The 20971-nt window shown below is 38.7% G+C and carries 22 protein-coding genes; 18 read left to right on the top strand and 4 right to left on the bottom strand.

Annotation, left to right across the window (positions count from 1 at the left end):
• Window positions 1–75 precede the first annotated feature (75 nt).
• Complete coding sequence (locus FJ218_01565) at window positions 76–456, bottom strand: hypothetical protein (protein ID MBM4165607.1); 381 nt, start codon at window positions 454–456, stop codon at window positions 76–78.
• Window positions 457–761: 305 nt separating this feature from the next.
• Between FJ218_01565 and rplU the strand changes: the two genes are divergently transcribed.
• The 10 genes from rplU to FJ218_01515 all read left to right on the top strand — a co-directional run bounded on the left by rplU (window position 762) and on the right by FJ218_01515 (window position 8690).
• On the top strand, window positions 762–1070 hold the full coding sequence (gene rplU, locus FJ218_01560; GenBank protein MBM4165606.1) for a 50S ribosomal protein L21: 309 nt from the start codon (window positions 762–764) through the stop codon (window positions 1068–1070).
• Window positions 1071–1082: 12 nt separating this feature from the next.
• Window positions 1083–1337 carry a 50S ribosomal protein L27 gene (locus tag FJ218_01555; protein MBM4165605.1) on the top strand — a complete coding sequence of 85 codons (255 nt, stop codon included), beginning with the start codon at window positions 1083–1085 and terminating at the stop codon, window positions 1335–1337.
• A gap of 82 nt (window positions 1338–1419) precedes the next feature.
• The gene (gene mdh, locus FJ218_01550) at window positions 1420–2343 is read left to right on the top strand and encodes a malate dehydrogenase (GenBank protein MBM4165604.1); all 924 of its coding nucleotides are present in this window, start codon (window positions 1420–1422) and stop codon (window positions 2341–2343) included.
• A 163-nt stretch (window positions 2344–2506) separates the two neighbouring features.
• Window positions 2507–2710, top strand: coding sequence for a hypothetical protein (locus FJ218_01545; protein MBM4165603.1), 204 nt, complete (start codon window positions 2507–2509; stop codon window positions 2708–2710).
• 178 nt (window positions 2711–2888) lie between these two features.
• On the top strand, window positions 2889–3821 hold the full coding sequence (locus FJ218_01540; GenBank protein ID MBM4165602.1) for a site-2 protease family protein: 933 nt from the start codon (window positions 2889–2891) through the stop codon (window positions 3819–3821).
• Between the two features lie 8 nt (window positions 3822–3829).
• Window positions 3830–4675: a hypothetical protein gene (locus tag FJ218_01535; protein MBM4165601.1), complete on the top strand. Its 846-nt coding sequence runs from the start codon at window positions 3830–3832 to the stop codon at window positions 4673–4675.
• Window positions 4676–5649: 974 nt separating this feature from the next.
• On the top strand, window positions 5650–5790 hold the full coding sequence (locus FJ218_01530; protein MBM4165600.1) for a hypothetical protein: 141 nt from the start codon (window positions 5650–5652) through the stop codon (window positions 5788–5790).
• Between the two features lie 453 nt (window positions 5791–6243).
• Window positions 6244–7257, top strand: a complete 1014-nt coding sequence (locus FJ218_01525; GenBank protein MBM4165599.1) for a hypothetical protein — start codon at window positions 6244–6246, stop codon at window positions 7255–7257.
• Window positions 7258–7260: 3 nt separating this feature from the next.
• Entirely contained in the window at window positions 7261–8157 is an 897-nt protein-coding gene (locus tag FJ218_01520; GenBank protein MBM4165598.1) for a PorV/PorQ family protein, read from the top strand.
• A 47-nt stretch (window positions 8158–8204) separates the two neighbouring features.
• A complete protein-coding gene (locus tag FJ218_01515) occupies window positions 8205–8690 on the top strand; it encodes a DUF255 domain-containing protein (protein ID MBM4165597.1) in 486 nt (161 codons plus the stop codon).
• A gap of 60 nt (window positions 8691–8750) precedes the next feature.
• On the opposite strand, the gene FJ218_01510 is transcribed toward FJ218_01515, so the two are convergent.
• Window positions 8751–10097, bottom strand: a complete 1347-nt coding sequence (locus FJ218_01510; protein ID MBM4165596.1) for an aspartate kinase — start codon at window positions 10095–10097, stop codon at window positions 8751–8753.
• Window positions 10098–10251: 154 nt separating this feature from the next.
• Here FJ218_01510 and FJ218_01505 point away from each other — a divergent pair, with 154 nt between their 5' ends.
• The 3 genes from FJ218_01505 to pgeF all read left to right on the top strand — a co-directional run bounded on the left by FJ218_01505 (window position 10252) and on the right by pgeF (window position 11879).
• Window positions 10252–10656: a hypothetical protein gene (locus FJ218_01505; protein MBM4165595.1), complete on the top strand. Its 405-nt coding sequence runs from the start codon at window positions 10252–10254 to the stop codon at window positions 10654–10656.
• A 15-nt stretch (window positions 10657–10671) separates the two neighbouring features.
• Complete coding sequence (locus FJ218_01500; protein MBM4165594.1) at window positions 10672–11133, top strand: DNA-binding protein; 462 nt, start codon at window positions 10672–10674, stop codon at window positions 11131–11133.
• Window positions 11134–11240: 107 nt separating this feature from the next.
• Window positions 11241–11879 (top strand): peptidoglycan editing factor PgeF, encoded by a 639-nt coding sequence (gene pgeF, locus FJ218_01495; protein MBM4165593.1) that lies wholly within the window; start codon window positions 11241–11243, stop codon window positions 11877–11879.
• A 7-nt stretch (window positions 11880–11886) separates the two neighbouring features.
• Here pgeF and FJ218_01490 read toward each other — a convergent pair whose 3' ends face one another.
• Entirely contained in the window at window positions 11887–12999 is a 1113-nt protein-coding gene (locus FJ218_01490) for a glycosyltransferase (GenBank protein ID MBM4165592.1), read from the bottom strand.
• 120 nt (window positions 13000–13119) lie between these two features.
• Window positions 13120–13311 (bottom strand): 50S ribosomal protein L28, encoded by a 192-nt coding sequence (rpmB, locus tag FJ218_01485; protein ID MBM4165591.1) that lies wholly within the window; start codon window positions 13309–13311, stop codon window positions 13120–13122.
• A 135-nt stretch (window positions 13312–13446) separates the two neighbouring features.
• Between rpmB and FJ218_01480 the strand changes: the two genes are divergently transcribed.
• The 5 genes from FJ218_01480 to FJ218_01460 all read left to right on the top strand — a co-directional run bounded on the left by FJ218_01480 (window position 13447) and on the right by FJ218_01460 (window position 20955).
• Window positions 13447–15252, top strand: a complete 1806-nt coding sequence (locus FJ218_01480) for a tetratricopeptide repeat protein (protein MBM4165590.1) — start codon at window positions 13447–13449, stop codon at window positions 15250–15252.
• 36 nt (window positions 15253–15288) lie between these two features.
• A complete protein-coding gene (locus FJ218_01475) occupies window positions 15289–16062 on the top strand; it encodes a DUF4292 domain-containing protein (GenBank protein ID MBM4165589.1) in 774 nt (257 codons plus the stop codon).
• Between the two features lie 73 nt (window positions 16063–16135).
• On the top strand, window positions 16136–17098 hold the full coding sequence (locus FJ218_01470) for a hypothetical protein (protein ID MBM4165588.1): 963 nt from the start codon (window positions 16136–16138) through the stop codon (window positions 17096–17098).
• 155 nt (window positions 17099–17253) lie between these two features.
• Window positions 17254–19866 carry a DNA mismatch repair protein MutS gene (gene mutS / locus FJ218_01465; GenBank protein MBM4165587.1) on the top strand — a complete coding sequence of 871 codons (2613 nt, stop codon included), beginning with the start codon at window positions 17254–17256 and terminating at the stop codon, window positions 19864–19866.
• A gap of 231 nt (window positions 19867–20097) precedes the next feature.
• Complete coding sequence (locus FJ218_01460; GenBank protein ID MBM4165586.1) at window positions 20098–20955, top strand: hypothetical protein; 858 nt, start codon at window positions 20098–20100, stop codon at window positions 20953–20955.
• The last annotated feature ends 16 nt before the right edge of the window (window positions 20956–20971 follow it).

Here is a 20971-nt window from a genome sequence, read left to right as displayed (position 1 = left end):
TTTTTCCCTGTTCCGCCATACGTTTCGGTTCCAGTTATTAGTCGTAATATTTGCTCTGCGATTTGCGTTCGTTCATCATTGGGATATTGCATGAACATAGAATTGTACGTTTGTTCTGCTTGGATTGATAAATGTTCGCCTACTACCGACGATATAAACTGAGGGAGGATCTAGAGTATTATTATCCAACACAATTTTTGTTGCATCCATTTTTCCGCTCCAAATGCGTTCCCAATAGTTATTCATTGTATTTTTATAACTCACGACTACGTTTTCATCTTCCTTGTGTAACGCAAAAACATGATGACGTGTCGCGCATATTGATGCTACATTTAATCCAATGGGACTTGTCTGAATATTGTATTGTTGGAAAGTTGCGCCTCCATTTGTCGAATAATTAAATCCCGCTAAAGTCCCAACATATATAATATTTTCATACAGATTATAAATTTTCATTACCGTTATGTTGGAGAAATTACCTGTCCTTGAAAGAAGATTTTGTCCGGAAATCATGAACCATTATATCACCTAAATGTTAAAGATATTTACATTGCAGTCGAGTAATAAATAAACTTTGAAGACTGAATTCGGGTGAAAACGTATAAAAAAAAAAATGAATTACGCAAGAAAAAAGAAAACTTTTTTGTCTTTAACAAAAATTTTTATTTACTATTCTTTGACATAATTTCGCTGGCACTCTTGATTTCAGACGAAATTATTTGTATTTTTTTCTCCCAATTTTAAAAAATACCAACAACAATATGTTCGCAGTAGTAGAAATAGCAGGGCATCAATATAAAGTAAGTCCCAGCGATAAAATTTATGTTCCTCTTTTAACAAACGAAAAAGGCACAACATTGACGTTTAACCAAGTATTGCTCAAAAACGACGGGACCACTATAAAAATCGGAACCCCCGTCATTTCGAATGCATCGGTTGAAGCGACAATTCTTGACCACGTAAAAGATGAAAAATTAATAGTGTTCAAGAAAAAACGCCGCAAAGGTTACCGCGTAAAACGAGGACATCGTCAACAATTAACGTATTTACAAATCAATTCAATTTCATAAGGAACACTATCAATGGCTCACAAAAAAGGCGGCGGAAGTTCACAAAACGGTCGCGATAGCAATGCACAACGCCTCGGCGTAAAAAAGTTCGGCGGAGAAAACGTAACCGCCGGAAGTATTATCGTTCGTCAACGCGGAACTAAATTTCATCCGGGAAAAAACGTTGGTAGAGGAAACGATGACACATTGTTTGCGCTCATCTCTGGAAAAATTCAGTTCGCCCGAGTGGGAAAAACAAGAAAATCCGTTAGTGTTCTTCCCGCATAACAAAAACAGATTTCTCTCCCGCAAAGTAAAAAATACATTGCGGGATTTTTTTTCACTATAAATTCTTAGAAAGAAACTTTTTATGAAGATAACAGTAGTAGGAGCAGGAAACGTTGGAGCAACAGCAGCGCAGCGAATTGCAGAAAAAGAACTTGCGAATGAAGTTGTTCTCGTGGATATTATAGAAGGAGTGCCTCAAGGTAAAGGTCTTGATATGTATGAATCCGCGCCGATTGAAGGATTCGATTCAATGGTGCGCGGGGCAAACGGATATGATGAAACAGCGAATTCGTCTATTGTCGTTGTTACTGCTGGTATTCCGCGAAAACCGGGAATGAGCAGAGATGATTTACAAAATACAAACGCTGGCATTGTCAAAAATGTAACTGAACAAGTTGTTGCAAAATCACCGAAAGCGATTATTATTGTCATCTCCAATCCATTAGACGTAATGACGTACGTTGCAATGAAAGTCAGCGGATTTGAACGACATCGCGTTATCGGAATGGCGGGAATTTTGGACACTGCACGCTATCGTTCGTTTATCGCAATGGAAGTTGGCGTTTCCGTTGAAGATATTCAGGCATTAGTACTTGGTGGTCACGGAGATTCGATGGTTCCGTTAGTGAGTTATACAACTATCAGCGGAATTCCTCTTACGCATTTTTGCAATCAGGAAACGATTGACAAATTAGTAAAACGCACAGCAAACGGCGGAATAGAAATTGTCAATTTTCTGAAAACGGGAAGCGCATACTATGCACCTTCTTCCGCTGCAGTGCAGATGGTGGAAGCAATCGTAAAAGATAAAAAACGACTTCTCCCATGTTCTGTTTTTTGCAATGGAGAATATGGTTTGAATGATACGTTTACCGGACTTCCCGTGATACTCGGTAAAAACGGCGTGGAAAAAATTGTTGAAGTTCCGTTAAGTGATGCAGAAAAAACCGCATTACAAAAATCCGCAAATGAAGTAAAAGCGAATATTGGAAAATTGAATTTGTAATTCTGTTCCACAGAGCAAACCCTCGTTCTGTCGAACAGAGGGTTTGTTCGTTTTAAGAAACTCGACCATTTTTCTTGTCTATCTCACAAAAATTTTTTATATAAACCTCGCTTTTTTGATTAACCGACTAATATAATTTCAAAGAACAACTCATCGTTTTTTTATGAAACACAAATTGGAATTAACAAATACATTAATACAAAAAATTCTTTTTCGTACAAGTCCTCCGGCTTCCAAAGAATTGGTGCAAGAATTTATCAATAAAATTCCTGCAAGAATCGTTTCGCATCAGCAATTCAAGAACAAGAACACATCTGTTCTCGGCAATCCTTTTCGGCGGCTTCCCATTCTTCGCAAAAAGAAATAAATTTTTTTAAAAGGGTACATCGCGATGAACTCCGCTCGGTTCAACGAGTTTCGTTGTGTGCCTTTTTTCAATTTGTGTTTTTTCAGCCATAAACTATCACTATTTCCCGTTGAACGCAACACATTCAATTCAATACGAAGGTGAACAAACCTCCTATTCTCTTCAAACGAAACAGGATATGTATTCGACGTTCCCACTTCGAAAAATTTTGTTTCATCTCCTTCTGTTTGTTGCAACCTTTTTCACAACAACGCTAGCGGGAGTTCAATGGATAAACAAAAATCCGTTTGATTTAAACAATTTTTGGTTAGGGCTTCCGTTTTCCATTTCCGTACTTTTATTTCTTACTGCGCATGAATTTGGTCATTTTTTTGCTGCGCGATTTCATAATGTGCAAACAACATTACCGTTTTATATTCCCGTTCCTCCAATGTTCATAAATCCTTTCGGAACTATGGGAGCAGTGATTCGCATTCGTTCAGAAATTCAATCAAGAAATGCATTGTTTGATATCGGCATTGCTGGACCGCTCGCTGGACTTGCTGTTGCATTTGTAATTCTTTTTTATGGAATTGCAACGATGCCGGGAAAAGAATTTATCTATGAAATTCATCCTGATTACGTCGGAAAGTCCTTACCCGAAGGAGGACTCACATTTGGTTCTTCGTTGTTTTTTTATGCTGTTTCAAACGTTATCTCTTTGCAACAATATTTTCCTCCGATGAATGAAATGTATCACTATCCGTATCTTTGCGCTGCGTGGTTCGGATTTTTTGTAACTGCGTTGAACTTAATCCCCGTAGGTCAATTGGACGGCGGTCATATTTTATACGCATTACTTGGAAAAAAACAGGGAATTATTGCGCGCGGTTTTCTCATTGTTTTAGTGCTTATTTCGCTTAGCGGTTTTCTTCCGTTCTTTTCTTTTGGTACAGACACGATGGGATGGTTACTTTGGGTTGCTATTTTATTCTTCATCATAAAACCGGACCATCCTCCGGTTGCAATTGAAGAACCTCTTGACAATTCGAGAAAACTCCTCGGATGGACTACGCTTGTTTTTTTCATCGCTATTTTTATCCCTGTTCCGTTATTGAATTTCGGAGTTTAATGAAAAACTTGCTGCGCATTCTACGTTCCTCTCTCTTCAAGAAAATAGCGTCTCTGGGAATTGGTGTCTTTCTCTTTGTAGGATGCAATAAAACTCCGCCAGGAATTATTGACGATAATTCAACACCGCCATTTCTTTCGTTTGCAAAATTAGACAAAGATTCACTCAATGTTGATGACGATTCGCAATCTGCTGTTCCGTTGGATTCGGGAAAAAAATTTCTTCTCTCACTTTTCGCAACATCTACGGCGCACGATACTGATGGCGGCAATTCCATTTCGTTTCTTCATTATAAAATTTTTAAACCGAATTCGAGCGAATACGTGCAATCGGGACGGTTGAAACGAACATCGGTTACAAGTACTTACGCTACATTTTCCGATACTATAGTTTTTATCGTTCAGAGAACGGAACCAGGATTGTACCGATTTCAATTCACTGCCGAAGATAACGCTCATTGGATAAGTAATGCATTGCAACGCTCGTTTCTTGTAACGCGAAGAAATAGCGCACCGAACATTGATACAGTCATCACCCCCGATTCTATTCAAATTCCGGCTTCGGGAATACAATTTATTTTGTTCACTGCAACAGTTTCCGATTCCGATGGTATCGGTGATATTGCGAATGTGTTTTTCAAGAATCTTGCATCATCCAATCCTACAAACATTCCGCTTTTCGACGACGGTTTAACTTCGGAACACGGCGACCAACTTGCTGGCGACGGAATATTTTCTCGGATGCTTTTTATTGATAGTAGCAATACGCCCGGTTACAAAGAATTTCGTTTTTATGCAAAAGATAAATCTAATGCAATGGATTCCGCTTCAAAATTTATTTCGATTCATAACTAAATGAAAACACCATTCATTTATTTTTTTGTTGTAATATTTTTTCTTCCACTATTTTCTTTCTCGCAGAAATTTTTTGCGAAACAATTTCAGTTACGTAATAGTCCGTATCCATTGTATTCGCAACCTCCAAGCAACGGAGTATTTCAAATTCGCCATCGCGATTTCAACGGAGAGTATATTCTTTGGTTTGGAACATCAAAAGGAATAGCATCAAGTACTGATGGAGCAAGAACATTCACCCGTTATCGCTCAAACGGCGCATTTGTCAAAGATGGAATTTTTTCGCTCGCAATTCTTGGCGATACGATTTGGTCTTCGATGGGATATTCGAAAGAATTTCAAGACGGAGAAGTGCAAACAGGCGCAGGATACGCTTTTTCAATAGATAATGGAGCAACGTGGAAACATAAGCCACAGACACTCGACGGACGATACGAAGATACTATTCGGTATGGAAATAATGTTCTTGAAATTCTTCCCGTTGTTGTCCCCGAACAAAACGTAACTTACGATGTTTCTATTTCACCCAACGGAACAGTTTGGATTTCCAGTTGGGCAAGCGGTTTACGCCGAATGAAAAATTACGACTTGACAAAATGGGAACGCATACTTCTTCCTCCCGATTTTTTGAATAAACTTTCTCCCGATTCTTCGTACAATTTTTATTATGACCCGCGACCGTATAATAACATCAAAGCATTTTCCGTGTTTGCCGTAAATGATTCCGTGGTGTGGTGCGGAACAGCAGGAGGAATAAACAAAACAATGAATGCAAACGATTCTTTTCCAAGTTGGACAAAATATTCTCATCAAAACCAAGCCGCGCCGATTTTAGGAAATTGGGTGATTGCAATTGATAGACAATGTTATTTTACATCAACAGATACTGTTGAACGAATTTGGTGTACCAATTGGCGCGCAGAAGATTTCGACGAAGAGTACGGCGTAAGTTATACAGAAGATGATGGAACAACGTGGAAAAATCTTTTGCACGGAATCAAAGCGTACGATTTTGCATTTCAAGATTCCGTTGCATACATTGCGACCGACGATGGTTTATTTCGCACGAGCAATGGAGGAACAACATTTGCGCGAACTTCCGATATACGAGATAACGTCGGAAACATTATCGCATCACGCGCATTTTTTTCCGTTGATGTTGTTAGCGATACGTTGTATTGCGGCACCGGCGACGGCTTGGTAAAGTCCATTGACAACGAATTTCATCTGTTTGGACAAACGTGGGAAATTTTACGAACGTTTGAAAAACTCGGCACAAAAAATTCAACGTATTCTTATCCTAATCCGTTTTCTCCGCAAATGGAAATAACACGTATTCATTTTTCTACTGTGAATAACAACGGAGAAGTAACAATAGAAATTTTTGACTACGGAATGAATCGCGTGCGTACACTCATTCGCAATGCAATACGAACTCCGGGAAATGAATTCGACGAAATATGGAACGGAGAAGACGATAACAAACGTATTGTCGCAAACGGAGTCTACTTTTACCGCGTCCTTATTGGCGGTAGTGAACCAATATGGGGAAAGGTTTTGGTGATTCAATGAACGTATATATTTATCAACAAGGGTTTCCATTCGTCATATCTACGCGTTTGAAGAAAAACTATTTACTCATCTTCTTTCTCATTCTTCATTGTACGTTCTTTATCGTTCAACATTCTTTTTCCCAACTCGGGGGTACTGCAGGCGCGTTTGCGCGTATGGGATTTTCTTCGCGCGGAATGGGAATGGGAAATGCAATCTCGGCTTTAACTTCAGGCGAAATATCTACGTATTACAATCCTGCGCTGTCTCCCTTTTCTGCAAATAAAAATGCCTGTGTATCGTATTCCTTTCTCTCACTCGATAGGCAACTCAATTTTCTCAGTTATACACAAAGCGTACATCCAACTGCTGGATTTTCATTGGGGCTCATAAATCAACAAGTCGGAAATATTGATGGACGTGATGCAGACGGCGCACACACGGAAACATATTCAACAAATGAGAATCAGTTTTATCTTTCGTTTGCGAATAAAATATCAAAATATGTCTCCATCGGATTAACGACAAAAATTTATTATGCAAAACTTTATAAAGAGTTCACTTCTACAACCGTTGGCTTCGACGCAGGAATTTTGTTGAGACCAAAAGAACAGTATGCATTCGCTATCGTTCTCCAGGATTTGAATTCAAAATACCGATGGAATTCAAAAGCATTATATAATGAGAACGGAAGAGAAACGATTGATAAATTTCCAACGCTAACAAAATTCGCCTTTTCATATCTACTTCCTGAACAGGATGGAAATATTTCAGCAGAGTATGAAACTTCCAATCGAAAAACTTCGTTCTTACGCGGCGGCGTTGAAATCAATCTTCACGAACAATTTACTGTACGCGGCGGTGCCGATAGAATTGATATCAACAACGAATTTTCCGGAATGAAACCATCATTCGGTTTTACAGTACGTCCTTCAATTTCAAACTTGTATATCAAAATTCATTATGCGTATATTTTTGAGCCATTTGCTCCATCAGGAGCGCATAGTATCGCTTTCAGTTATTCTTTGTAATCTGTGAAATTTTTTTTCGTTGTTTTCTTTTTTCTTGGTGTTCCATTTGTTGCATCTGCACAAGTAGGAAATACGGGTCTACAATTTTTGAAACTTGGTGTTGACGCTCGCGCAATCGCAATGGGAGAAGCATCCGTAGCAAACGGAACATCTGTTGCTTCTTCATTCGTCAATCCCGCGCTCCTCTCTCCGATTGCATCGCTACAAATCACTCACAGAAATTGGTTGGAAGGAACGAACATTGATTTCTTCGGTGCCAATACTTCCGTAAATGATTTTACGTTTGCGTTATTGCTGAATTCAACAACTATTCCCGACTTCGAAATACGAGTGCGTCCCGGAGAAGCAGAAGGAGTATTCAATGTTCATTATTTTTCAGCAGGAATTACTTCAGCGTATGCGTTCGCAAAAGATTTTTCTGTTGGAATTGGCGGAAAATTGTTATATGAAAAATTTTTTGTTGATGACGCAAGCGGTTTTGCATTCGATATCGGAGCAAAAAAAACACTGAATGATCACGTGATGTTTGGCGCTTCTCTCAATAACTTCGGTGCTATGTCGAAGTTACGTTCCAAAGAAACAAAACTCCCTACATCAATGCGCATAGGAGTGACATACATAATACCAGTTTCGGAATTGCATTCCGTCCTTGCAATTACATCGGATGTGCAGGAAGTTTTTTCTGAACAGCAGTTGCATTTCCATTCCGGATTCGAAGTAACGTTCAACAACTATTTTTCATTACGCGGAGGATATCTTACGGGATATGAAGGCAGAAAAAATTACACGGCAGGTTTTGGCATCAATTATAAAAACATTATTTTCGACTACGCTTTTTCGCCATCAAATTTTTCTTTTGAACCGGGACACGTTATCACCGTGAGTTACGGTTTTGAATAATATATTTGCTCCGATTTTTTTTCAAACAAGAAAGGAATTTTTATAAAATGTTTTTTCAACTATTTTTCTTATTCATATTCAGTTCTGCTATTACATTTTCACAAGACACGCGTTGGTATCCTTTCAATGATGGATTGGAAACGGCAACAAAAGAAAATAAAAAAATTCTGATGGATGTGTACACCGATTGGTGCGCGTGGTGCAAACGAATGGACAAAGATATATATGCGCAAAACGAAGTGAAAGCACTGCTTAATAAATTTTTTGTGCTCGTTAAACTCAATGCCGAATCAAATAACGAAGTTGCATACAACGAACTATCTTTGACCGAAACAATGCTTGCACAAGAACTCGGAGTAGATGGTTACCCTTCTACGATTTTCTTCCTTCCGAATGGAGAAGTCATTACGGCAGTTCCCGGTTATGTTGCTCCCGATAAATTTCTCTTGATACTGAAATACATTGGAGAAAACCATTACTTAACAATGGATTGGGTAGAGTTTGAAGCAAAGGAAACCGGCGAAGAAGAATAAAAGTAAAAAACCCGATGATGAATCGGGTTTTTTTGTTTGAACCATTATGGACTTTCTTTCTTATTCAAAAAATATTTTGTGCAATTCTCTGAATGACGTTTCTGCAATTTCATCATCTACAACTGAGGCAATACTTAAACCCGACGGATTACTGATACAATAATACATTCTTCGGGACAAAAGTACTTGCAGAAATTTCATAAATGTGGATGTATGCTCTCCGATGCGATTTCCTACAAGTGAAATAAGAGATTTTTCCTTCAAACACTTAACAATTCCGACATCGGAAAAATCTTCGAGCAGTGAATCCAGTGGAGCATTGTTATCAAACACAAACGCTACACTTCGTTCTGTGGAGTTATGAACCAACGGTATTGTTTTATTTTTCGTTAGTATTTCATTGAGCATTTCAGAAATCACTACATAACGCAATTTCTTCGTTGGAGTAAGAAACACGAGCGAAATATGTTTCATCATTGAAAGCGCAACAGGTTCGTTATAAGTACTTTCATACATTGATACAATGGAACCTTCGACTATAACGTTTTTTGAATTTCGTATTCTTACCGGAATATTTTTGTTCATTGCCGGAACCATTGTTTTGGGATGAAGCACTTTTGCACCTCTATCGCATAATTCCAACGCTTCTGTGTACGATAATTGAGGAATTCTTCTTGACGTTGATACGATACGCGGATCTGCAGTATAAATTCCATCTACATCTGTCCAAATCTGTATTTCTTCCGCGTTAAGCGCTGCGCCAATAATTGAAGCAGTAAAATCCGAACTTTCTCTCCCCATCGTCGTAGAAATTCTGCTTTCCGTCGCGCCGATAAATCCTTGTGTAACGAAAATCGTGTCGTTATTTTTTCTGGAATACAATTCCCGCAATTTTTGTTCAACAATTTCAGTACGCGGAGAAGCAGCAGTAAAATTATCATCCGTAATCATAAATGTACGAGCATCAAGCCATTCATTCGATATACCGCTTTCAGTAAAAATTTCGCTGACACACAGCGAAGAAAGAAATTCTCCGTATTGAGCAAGCGCATCGCTGGAGCGTGGAGATAGTTCACGCAGTAAAAAAATACCTTCTGCAAGTCGCTCCAGTTCTTTTCTAACAAGAAAAATCTTTGAGAAAATAGCATCAAGACGATTCGGATTGGTAATTCCTTCTTCTGCAATTCGTATGTGTTTTCCGATAAACGCAGCAAGATGCTGCAACGATTCTTCTTTATTTCCTTTAGATGCTGACTTTCCGATAGCATCGAGAAGATTTGTTCCTGTGGCTATTGCAGAAATAACGATAAACGGATTCCGTTCAAGATGGTTTTTAACAATTGAAGCAACGTTGTGCATTGCTTCTGCGTCTTGCACAGACGTTCCACCGAATTTCATTACAATCATATCTAAAAAAATTTTGAGAATATACTAATTCGCTTTCCTTTGTATGAATTATTAATAAAAAATATTTTTTCCTTTGCGTATTGCAAACACTCCTCTTTTTTGTATTTTTACCCACGTTAAAAATTTAATTCTTCACAATTGAACGGAGCGTGGTATGCTAACGCAATTATTCACAATACGATTTTCATTTTTTTTATTCACATCCTTCTTCATTGCCAATTTCGTCGGATGCGATTCCACAACAGAAGTAAGCGAAACGGTAGAACGCTTTTTCAAACTCGTTGCTGAAAAAAAAGACGATGAAGCATTCAAGCTACTTTCGCCACAATTACAAGATGAGATTAAACATCATCCCGCGGGTTTCCGGGCAAGTTTGGAATTTTCTATCAACGCATTTACAGAAAACCGCGGTACAATAGAAATCCTCGATGAATCAAGAAGACAAAGCGATGCACACGTCAAATGTATTATTACGCGTAGCGACGGAACAAAAATTGAAAAACGAATTTCGCTTGAGCAAAACGAAGACGACGGAATATGGTATATCATTAAAAAATAATTCAAATTGTAACCGATGATCCGCACGTCACTTTGTTGCAAACGTACATTTGTCGGTTCACTTCCGTACGGAAGCGATTTATACAATGGATTAACTACAATTGCTATCGAAGAAAACATTCGCATCGGTCGAATCAGCGCATTAGGAGCGACAACGTTTGCTACCGTTGCGTTTTACTCTCAATCCGAAAAAAAATATCTCACGCTGACATTCACCGAACCGATGGAAATACTTTCCTGCTTTGGAAACATTTCCATTCGCGATGAAAAACCATTTGTGCATGCTCATATTGTACTTTCCGACATTGAAGGTAAGACGTTTTCTGGACATTTGATTCCGGGAACAAAACTTTTTGCTTGTGAAGTTTTCATTGATGAATTAGTGCGCGACGATTCTTTGGGGTATGAAAATGAATTCGCTCGTACATTGGATGAACAGACAGGATTGTATCTTTGGAACAACAAGAGTTTGATATAAATTTTTCAAGAACATTCGTTCATACTTCCTGCCTTTTTTCCCAATTCCCCCAACTTCGATTTGGTTTTTCTACTCGCCAAAACGGAATAAGTCCCGAACCGTACGGAATGAACTTAAGTTTCTCCGTTGGCGATAGTGAAACAAATGTTCAACGCAATCGCGAACTCTTTTTCGAACGATTGAACATTCCGCTTGAAAAACTTGCCATTCAAAAACAAATTCACAGCAATTACGTTCGTAAGATTTCAACACCCGGTATTTATGAACAAACTGACGCGATGTACACACAAGAAAAAAATATATTTCTCTGCGTTACCGTCGCAGATTGTATGCCGATATTTCTCTTTGACTGCAAAGAAAATATTGTTGCTGTCGTACATTCGGGATGGCGGGGGTGCGTGAATGAAATTCTCAGAACAACTATTGTACATTTGCTCAATGAACATTCGATTGACGAAAAAAATATTTTTTGCTATATCGGACCATCTGCTGGAAAATGCTGCTATGAAATTGAATCTGATGTTGCATCCAATTTTTCAGAACAATTTCTTACAAAAAGGAATGAACATAAATTTCTTCTTGATATGCAATCATTTGCCCGCGATGAATTATTACAATGCGGCGTTCCGTTCCAACACATTGAAATTTCAAACGCATGCACGATTCATCAAAAAGAATTCTTTCATTCGTATCGTCGCGACGGAACATTATCGGGAAGAATGATGGGGGTTCTCGGAATAATATAACGCTAATTCAAAACTTGCGTTCTTTCCACATAACGTTTTTCGTGAACACCGCAAGAAACGGGAAGAGAAATCCATAAACGATATAGTAGAGTTCGAAAGGAAAGAGATATTGTAATCGGGAAAAAATTCGAAATTCGGAAAGCGGCTTCGATAAGAAAAAAATATCCGAAAGTAATTTAACCGCAAACGTACATAGCAAAATCATCGGTGATGCGAACATTATCCCGAGCAACATCAAAAAATGCGTAACATAACCGATGCCGATAACAAAAACACCATGAGGAACCATATTCATCGCTCCTACCGCCCAGCGTTGTTTTTGACTAAAGAGTTGATGCCACGTTTTGCACGGATAACTTTCTACAAGTGTGTTTTTGCTTAAAAAAAATTTTACACGATATGATGTACGCTGAACAACTGCTTGTACCATTGCGTAATCTTCCGTAACACTGAAAGGAATACCACGAAAGCCGCCAACAAGTTCGTACACGTTTCGCCGAATGGAAAAATTATTGCCTATTACAGTAATTGGTAGATTTCTTCCCGCCATTGCTGCCGAAACGGAAAAATTTAAAATCCAATCGAGCGATTGTATTCCTTCGAATGTAGATTGTACTCGCAAAACAGTATATCCTCCAACGATTCCTACATCGTTTTGAAATTCATTGATTGTTGCGTGAACCCATTCGGACGTAACACAACAGTCGGCATCCGTGAACATAAAAATATCACCCTGCGCGCTATCGAGTGCTACAGCAAGCGCATTTGCTTTCCCGCGAATTTTATCCCCTTCGCTACAAATTCTAACTATTTTGAACTCAGAATGGTTCTTAATAAACGCCGATATTATCTCTTGTGTAGAATCAGTTGAACGGTCGTCTACAATAATAATTTCCAGTTTATCTCGTGGGTAAATAATTTGCGAAAGCGAATGCAAACAAGCGAGTATATTTGATTCTTCGTTTCTTGCCGCGACAACAATAGATACCGAAGGAAGTGAATCTACAGCGTTATTTTCAGAAGCGCGCACACATTTCCTTAAACCCAACCATAACCAGAATATATCTGCGAAATACAAAAGAGTGAAAAAAACAAGGAGCGATTCAAACGTGAATATCATTGAACTCAAAATGATTTCAGTCGCTGTAGTAATAAGTTATGAAAGAGATGCTCATTTCTTTTAAAATACAAAAAGGCTTTCAACGTTCCTCGAAAGCCAAATTGAAGAAAAGAGAATTTGTTATGCGGCTTTTTGGATTCTGCCAAGTTTTATACAGGAAGTACAAACACGCATTCGAACAGCGCTCCCGTTGACATTCACTCGAACACTCTGCAAATTGGGAACCCATCGGCGACGTGTACGATTATGAGCATGGCTAATGTTATTGCCAGTTATCGGACGTTTTTCACAAACTTCGCAAACTTTTGACATATAGTTAATTGGATTGAAAAATGAATAGTATACCTTCTAAAAAACGGCACAAAGTTACAAAAATTCTTACGAAGAGCAAACTCTCTTACTAAAACTTTTGGAAGTAAATAAAGCAACGATACGTTTTCACAGTGAATGGATGAACAATCGCATCTCGCACGAATTTTTCTTTCATCTTTTCCTTCTCTGCTCAAAGTAGTATATTTGTTCCCAATGACACAGCAAAACACTTTCATGACAATTCTTTTCCGATGCTTCATTGCATTTTCTTTCATAATTGTTGGTTGCAAAACTACTCAACCACCTGCACAAAAAACAACAGATGAGCAACAAGAAAAACCTCGTATAAAAAACAAAGACTTAGCAGTTCAACATTTTATTGCTGGTTCAGTTTATGATACAAAAGAAGATTATGCGCGCGCCGCACTGGAATATCAAGAAGCATTGCAGTATGATGACGATGCTTCGATTTTCTATGCACTTTCTCGAGATTATGCACAATTGAATAAGAAACAACTTGCGGTTCAAAACGCATACGAAGCAGTTGTTCGCGACACATCTAATCGGGATTATCGGGAAAATCTTGCTCAAATTTATCTTGCACAATTTTCCCTTGATTCTGCGATAATGCAGTACCACGAAATCGTCAAGCGCGATTCCGATTATGTACAGGGATGGTATTCACTCGCAAATGCCGTTCAGTTCCAATCTTCCGATTCTGCACTCGTGCTCTACAGAAAAATCATTGAACGATTTGGTTCGCAATGGGAAATATGGGAACGTATTGCGATGCTTTCCATCGAAAAAAAGAAATACGATGATGCCGCTTTCGCATACAAAGAAATGTTAGCATTGGATCCTTCAAATAATGATTTGAAAATAACGCTTGCATCCGCGTACGAGTTTGCCGGAAAAGAAAGTCTGGCGTGCGAACTTTATAAAAAAATTGCTGCCGAAACTGACAATGAAAATGCTCGAATCGCTGCCGCGCGAATATTGCTCTTGCTTCATCAATATTCTGAAGCGGATTCTCTCATTCAACCGTTACTTCAACAGGATTCAGTTTCATTTGAAACAAAGTTGAAAATAGGTGAAGCATATATTGATGCGCTTCATAAGGATAGTACACTTATAGATTTCGTACAAAACTATTTCCTTAACTTAAAAAACGAACAGCCGGAAGATTGGCGTTCTTACTGGTATCTTGCTGCAATCGCACTCTCTCAAGACAGTGTTTCTTCCGCAATCGAAAACTATGAAAAAGTGAACGAACTGGCAGATTGGAATATAGATGCATGGATAAACCTTGCTTCGATTTATTCCGAACAAAAAAAATTTTCGTTGATGGCTGAAACATTAGAACGGGTGCAGAAAAAAAATTCCAATGATTTCCGCATAAATTTTTTTCTCGGTATTGCGTATTACCGCGATGGAAAACTTGAAAAAGCAATTGACCCATTAGAGCGCGCGCTTCAATTGCGTCCAACAGAAATGAATGTGCTATCAACTCTTGCATTGATTTACGACGCATTGAAACGTTGGGATGACAGCGACCGCTTGTACGAAACCGCATTAAAAATTGATGCGAACAATCACTTACTATTAAACAATTACGGGTACTCGTTAAGTGTACGCGGAGAACAATTACCACGCGCTTTGGAAATGTCCAAAAAAGCACTCGAACAACAGCCAAAAAATCCCTCGTATCTTGACACAATGGGATGGGTGTATTTTCGATTGGGAAATTTTGACGAAGCGAAAAAATATATTCAAGACGCTATAAACGTAGGAGACGCAAGCGCAGAAGTGAACGAACATATGGGGGATGTTTATTTCAAACTGAATGACACGGCAAAAGCAGTTGAGTATTGGAAAAAAGCCGTTGACCTCGATTCTACAAGAGAATCAGCGAAAGACAAAATTCGAAAAGGAGGACTGTAAAATTTCTCATTGATAATAGAGATTGAAAAATTTTAAATGATTACATTTCTATTTAATCGTTTGCTGAATTTTCTTTTTTTCTTCGGCGCGATATTTTTTGTCTCGTGCAGAACAACAGAAGAAATCGCGAACCGTTCCTCTGCTGAAGAAATAATTTCTGCCATTCAACAACAGTCTCCGTCTATTTCTACTATGAACGCAGAAGGAATATTGACGGTTGAAAATGAAGAACATTCATTCAACCTTTCGTTTGAACTTCAGTATAAAAATAATGATTCACTCCTTCTGACATTGTTCGGACCATTTGGAATTTCAGCGGGAATACTTCAACTCACACGCGATTCATTTCAATTATATAATGCAATAGAAAATAGATTGATAATCGCATCTGTTCACGATAAGGCATTAGAAACGCTTTTGCATTTTTCTGCTGACTTTCCTACAATTCTAAAATTATTTTTTGATGAAAACTTGAGCGGAACACAACCGAATATAGTAACATTATCAACCACACAAGATGAAATTACGCTTTCGCTCGTTCACAATAATTCCACAGAAAAATTTTGGTTTAACAATAACGAGCAGGCTATAGTACGCTTTGAAAAATTGAATTCTGCAAACGAAATTCTTCTCAAAAAAACTATGAAGCGCTTTTCTTCTATTAAGGAGAAACGTTTTCCGAATTGGATTCGCACGTATTTTCCACAAGAACATCGAACAATTACAATTTCATACAATTCATTGGAACTCAATAATACCGTCCAATGTTCATTTACTGTTCCGAGAAACACTGAAATAATCCGGCGATGATTCGAAAGAAAATTAAACCCGGAATATTTTTCCGTGTCAAAGTTTTACATAATTCTTAGAAAGACAAATTTTTATGAAATACACACTTGCAATAATAACAGTAATCATTCTTTCGTCTCTTTCCGGTTGTCGAAATGACAGCACGACTAATTCCGATGAAAACGAAATCAAATACGACTCGGAATATTTTAAAAGTATCGCAACAAACAACGAAGAATACGGCGATTTTGCTGCGTTAGATGATGTTTCCGGCGATGATAGCGAAGAACCTTTCAGTGCCAAAACTATCTCTTCTGTATTTGGAAATAAAACGTTTATTCAACCATTGAAATTTAGAAAACAAATCACCAACGTAGTAAAGAATTATTATGTTGATTCGCTGGGAGACAGCGCACGTATTCTTAATATTTTCAAAACGATTTCGGGAAATTTTATTCTGACAGGAATTCGGAACGATACCGATACGGTTACCGTGCAAAAGCCGTTTACACATTCAATGCATCGAGATATTGAATTTCGCCGCATCGCTCGCAAACGTTTTCCGCGAATGAATTGGAAACCATACTCAATTACTGTAGGAGCCGGTTCAACATCAATGGCACAGGATTCGTTTTCGATTGCGCAACTGTATGTCCAAATAGAGGACGGTGATACATGCACCATCAATCGTCCGGCGGATGAGTATAGGTTTTACTTCGGACCCAACGGAACAATTCCTCACGCTCACAAAGATGATACCGTTACAGTGCGATTAACAATAGAAAGCGTTACTGCTGATACAGAAATTGTTGCCTTGCGTGTGGGAAGAGGACGAAGAGCAAACTTTCATAAGCGACAAATTATCCCACTCGTTTCCCAAACAGTAAATAGTGGAGTGTATACACGCACGTACGAGAAAGTATTTGAAGTTCATCACGGTGATGGGAGATTTAACGCAGTGTTTGAAGCAATGTCGCATAATTCTTTGTATGACGATGGAACATCAAAATTCACGAGTGAAATTTGGAGTTTGCCGTATCGAATTGAACATCACTAAATCGAACACAGTAACAGCATAGTTCTTAAACGCCGACGGAGAAATCTTTCGGCGTTTTTTATTTCCTTCCATCGCACTCGTATATTTGCCCCGCTTTGAAAACAACAAATCTCAAATCTCAAATCACAAATCCGATTTCGCAATCAACACCATTGATGCGTCAATACGCGCAAGTGAAAGCAAAATATCCCGACACGATTTTGCTTTTTCGGATGGGAGATTTTTTTGAAACGTTTGACGACGACGCAATTCTCACATCAAAAGTTTTAGGAATCACGCTCACCAAACGCGGAAAGAACGGCGCGGCGGGAGAAATTCCTCTCGCCGGTTTTCCTCATCACGCGCTCGAAACATATTTGCCACGTTTATTGAAAGCGGGACATCGTGTTGCTGTGTGCGAACAACTCGAAGATCCAAAGTTCGCAAAAGGAATTGTGAAACGCGATGTGATTGAAGTGTTAACTCCCGGTGTTGCCTTTTCGGATAAAGTGCTGGAAAAAAATCGCAACAATTTTCTCGCCGCAACTTATTTTCCTTCGCCGCTTGTTACTGGAAACGATACGATTGGTGTTGCGTTTGTTGATATTTCTACGGCGGAGTTTTCGCTTGCTGAATTTCCGTTGCGCAATCTTATTGAACAGTTGCAACTTTTTTCTCCGTCGGAAATTCTTGTTCAAAAACTTAATAAAGATGCAATCGAAAAACTGCTCGAAGGAAAAATAAAATCTGTTGTTACAAAAACCGATGATTGGATTTTCAATTTCGATTATGCGTACGAACTTCTCACAACACAATTTCAAACGCAAACGTTGAAAGGATTCGGCGTTGAAAGTTTATCGAATGGAATAATTGCAAGCGGCGCAATTCTTCATTACTTGAACGAAACACAAAAAGGAAATCTTTCGCATCTTCGCAAAATTGTTCCGCTCAATATTGACGATACAATTTCGCTTCCCGCATCAACCATCCGCAATCTCGAACTCATTGTTCCTTTAACGCACGACGCAGAAGATACAACGCTTCTTTCCGTTCTCGACAAAACGCAAACGCCGATGGGTGGAAGATTATTGAAACAGTGGCTTGTTCGTCCGTTGAAAAAATTAGAGCCGATTCAACAACGATTGCAAGCAGTTTCAGAACTTGTAAAAGAAAATACGTTGCGAAAAAAACTTGCAACGATTCTTTCTAACATTGGCGACGTTGAACGACTCATTTCAAAAATTTGTACAGGAAGAGCAACGCCTCGTGATGTGTTTGTGTTGAAATGTGTTCTCGATGCCATTCAACAAATAAAAAGCGAAACGAAAAGTTTACAAACAGAAACGCTTGCAAAAATTTCCGAGCAATTGCAATCGCTGGAAAATATTGTGCAACTTATTTCTTCCGCTATTGCCGAAGACCCGCCGCTGAATCTCGCTGACGGAAATATTATTCGTAACGGATTCAATGCCGAACTCGATGAACTTCGCTCGCTGACGTTTTCCGGAAAAGAATGGATTGCAAATTTGCAGCGAACAGAACGCGAACGCACGGGGATCAATTCGCTGAAAGTCGGTTTCAATAATGTGTTTGGTTACTACATCGAAATCACGCACACGCACAATGAAAAAGTCCCGGCGGATTACATTCGCAAACAAACGATGACGAATGCGGAACGTTTCATCACGCCGGCATTGAAAGAGTACGAAGAAAAAATTTTACACGCGGAAGAAAAAATTCTCGCTCTTGAAACAAAACTCTTCAACGATGTGCGTACGGAAATTTCAAAATATGCAGATGCAATTCAACGCAACGCAAAACTCATTGCATTGCTCGATTGCTTGCTATCATTCGCTGAAGTTGCTGTTACGAACGAATATGTTTGTCCCGATGTGAATGATTCGACAACCATCACGATCGAAAACGGGCGCCATCCAGTGATTGAACAACTGCTTCCTCCAGGCGAGCGATACACCGCGAACGATTGTGTTCTAGATAACGAAACGAATCAAATCATCATCATCACGGGACCGAATATGAGCGGCAAATCGAGTTACTTGCGGCAAATCGGTTTGATTACATTGCTCGCGCACATCGGAAGTTTTGTTCCTGCAACGAAAGCGACGATTGGTTTGGTGGATAAAATTTTTACGCGCGTCGGCGCATCGGATAATATTGCGAGCGGTGAAAGCACGTTTCTTGTCGAAATGCATGAAGCGGCGAACATTGCAAACACGGCAACTGAGCACAGTTTGATTTTGCTCGATGAAGTGGGACGCGGAACATCTACGTTTGATGGCGTTTCGATTGCGTGGGCGTTGACGGAATATCTCCACGAAAAAGTAAAATCTAAAACGCTCTTTGCAACTCACTATCACGAACTCAACGAACTTGCAGAACTCTATCCGCGCATAAAAAATTTCAAAGTGGATGTGCGCGAATACGGCGACAAAGTTATTTTTCTGCACAAAGTTATTTCCGGTTTTGCCGACCATTCGTACGGAATTCAAGTTGCGCAAATGGCTGGACTTCCCGCTGAAGTTACGGAGCGAGCGAAACGCATTTTGAGTAATCTCGAAAGTTCGGAGTTGAAAGTTCACGATGAAAGAGCAGAGAGCGTAGAGCGTAGAGCGAAAAGAAAAATTGTTCCGGAAATGCAAATGGCATTGTTTGAATTAAAAGACGACAAGTTGCGCGACGAATTACGCAACATCGAAATCGAAAAACTCACACCGATTGATGCAATGAATAAATTGGCGGAGTTGAGGAAAAGAGTTAGTGAACCTTAGTGCTTTTTTTTGTGTTTTAGTGGTTTTAATTTTTTACCACAAAGACACGAAGAATTCAAAGTTGCACAAAGAAATAATTTAAATATAACACACAGTAAAAAAATGCAGGAACAACGCTTCATTATTTCACAGGAATTACTTGGTGACGAAGCGAACGGCTTTTTGCAATGACTATATTCTGTTATGAATTGATATATTAACTATAAATAATTACCAAATATGTTATCCATTATGAAACCTGCAGCAATTACTTTTTTCTTCATTTTATTGTTCACACTTCGTGTTCAATCTCAAACTGAAATTCACATTCCCGATTCACTGAATATTCAGATTGTTACAATGAACGACGGAACAAAACTTCAGGGACGAACAGTGGAAATTTCCTCGTCTGAAATCCGTTTCGAAACTTCATTCGGATTGTATACGATTGCACGTGAAAAAATTTCTACTATCAAAGAAATCCCGATTTCATTACTAAGTGACGGTGAATATTGGTTTGAAAATCCTAACGCAACACGATTATTTTTCGGACCTACTGCATATACATTGAAAAAAAATGATGGATATATAGCTGATTACTACTTGTTCTTTCCTACCATTGCTTATGGAATAACTGATAACATCACTATTGCCGGCGGATTGTCAATTTTTCCAGGAATAGATTTTAATAAACAAATATTTTACCTTGCTCCTAAAATCGGATATGCAACAAGTGAAGATTTTTCGTTTGCTGTAGGTGCATTATTTATTCAACCACCAGATGCTAATTCGACAATCGGCGTAATGTACGGAGTGGGGACGTACGGAAATCCTTATGAAAGTATATCATTAGGATTTGGCTATGGATATTCAGGAAATACTTTTGCTAAAAAACCAATGGTGATGCTGGGCGGTGAAAAACGCATTTCAAAAAAATTTGCAGTGGTTTCCGAGAACTGGATTTTTCCGGAAATTGATGTGCCAATAGTATCATACGGAATTCGATTCTTTGGTGAATCATTGAGCGTTGATTTTGCATTCATAACTGCATTGGAAGATGACTTTTTATTTCCCGGGATTCCTTACGTTGATTTTGCATATAAATTTTAATTTTATGGCTATTTCA

This window comes from Ignavibacteria bacterium, assembly GCA_016873775.1.
GTDB lineage: Bacteria > Bacteroidota > Ignavibacteria > UBA10030 > F1-140-MAGs086 > JAGXRH01.
The sequence above is the reverse complement of the archived record's forward strand: the minus strand, read 5'-3'. Positions and strand labels throughout refer to the sequence as shown.

Bases quoted from the DNA above. Each gene is read 5' to 3' on its own strand.
- FJ218_01475 (MBM4165589.1), top strand. From the start codon at position 15,289: ATGATTACATTTCTATTTAATCGTTTGCTGAATTTTCTTTTTTTCTTC.
- FJ218_01470 (MBM4165588.1), top strand. From the start codon at position 16,136: ATGAAATACACACTTGCAATAATAACAGTAATCATTCTTTCGTCTCTT.
- FJ218_01505 (MBM4165595.1), top strand. From the start codon at position 10,252: ATGCTAACGCAATTATTCACAATACGATTTTCATTTTTTTTATTCACA.
- FJ218_01555 (MBM4165605.1), top strand. From the start codon at position 1,083: ATGGCTCACAAAAAAGGCGGCGGAAGTTCACAAAACGGTCGCGATAGC.
- mutS (MBM4165587.1), top strand. From the start codon at position 17,254: ATGCGTCAATACGCGCAAGTGAAAGCAAAATATCCCGACACGATTTTG.
- FJ218_01540 (MBM4165602.1), top strand. From the start codon at position 2,889: ATGTATTCGACGTTCCCACTTCGAAAAATTTTGTTTCATCTCCTTCTG.
- FJ218_01545 (MBM4165603.1), top strand. From the start codon at position 2,507: ATGAAACACAAATTGGAATTAACAAATACATTAATACAAAAAATTCTT.
- FJ218_01510 (MBM4165596.1), bottom strand. From the start codon at position 10,097: ATGATTGTAATGAAATTCGGTGGAACGTCTGTGCAAGACGCAGAAGCA.
- FJ218_01565 (MBM4165607.1), bottom strand. From the start codon at position 456: ATGAAAATTTATAATCTGTATGAAAATATTATATATGTTGGGACTTTA.
- pgeF (MBM4165593.1), top strand. From the start codon at position 11,241: ATGAACTTAAGTTTCTCCGTTGGCGATAGTGAAACAAATGTTCAACGC.
- FJ218_01460 (MBM4165586.1), top strand. From the start codon at position 20,098: ATGAAACCTGCAGCAATTACTTTTTTCTTCATTTTATTGTTCACACTT.
- FJ218_01500 (MBM4165594.1), top strand. From the start codon at position 10,672: ATGATCCGCACGTCACTTTGTTGCAAACGTACATTTGTCGGTTCACTT.
- FJ218_01515 (MBM4165597.1), top strand. From the start codon at position 8,205: ATGTTTTTTCAACTATTTTTCTTATTCATATTCAGTTCTGCTATTACA.
- FJ218_01490 (MBM4165592.1), bottom strand. From the start codon at position 12,999: ATGATATTCACGTTTGAATCGCTCCTTGTTTTTTTCACTCTTTTGTAT.
- rplU (MBM4165606.1), top strand. From the start codon at position 762: ATGTTCGCAGTAGTAGAAATAGCAGGGCATCAATATAAAGTAAGTCCC.
- FJ218_01525 (MBM4165599.1), top strand. From the start codon at position 6,244: ATGAACGTATATATTTATCAACAAGGGTTTCCATTCGTCATATCTACG.
- mdh (MBM4165604.1), top strand. From the start codon at position 1,420: ATGAAGATAACAGTAGTAGGAGCAGGAAACGTTGGAGCAACAGCAGCG.
- rpmB (MBM4165591.1), bottom strand. From the start codon at position 13,311: ATGTCAAAAGTTTGCGAAGTTTGTGAAAAACGTCCGATAACTGGCAAT.
- FJ218_01480 (MBM4165590.1), top strand. From the start codon at position 13,447: ATGGATGAACAATCGCATCTCGCACGAATTTTTCTTTCATCTTTTCCT.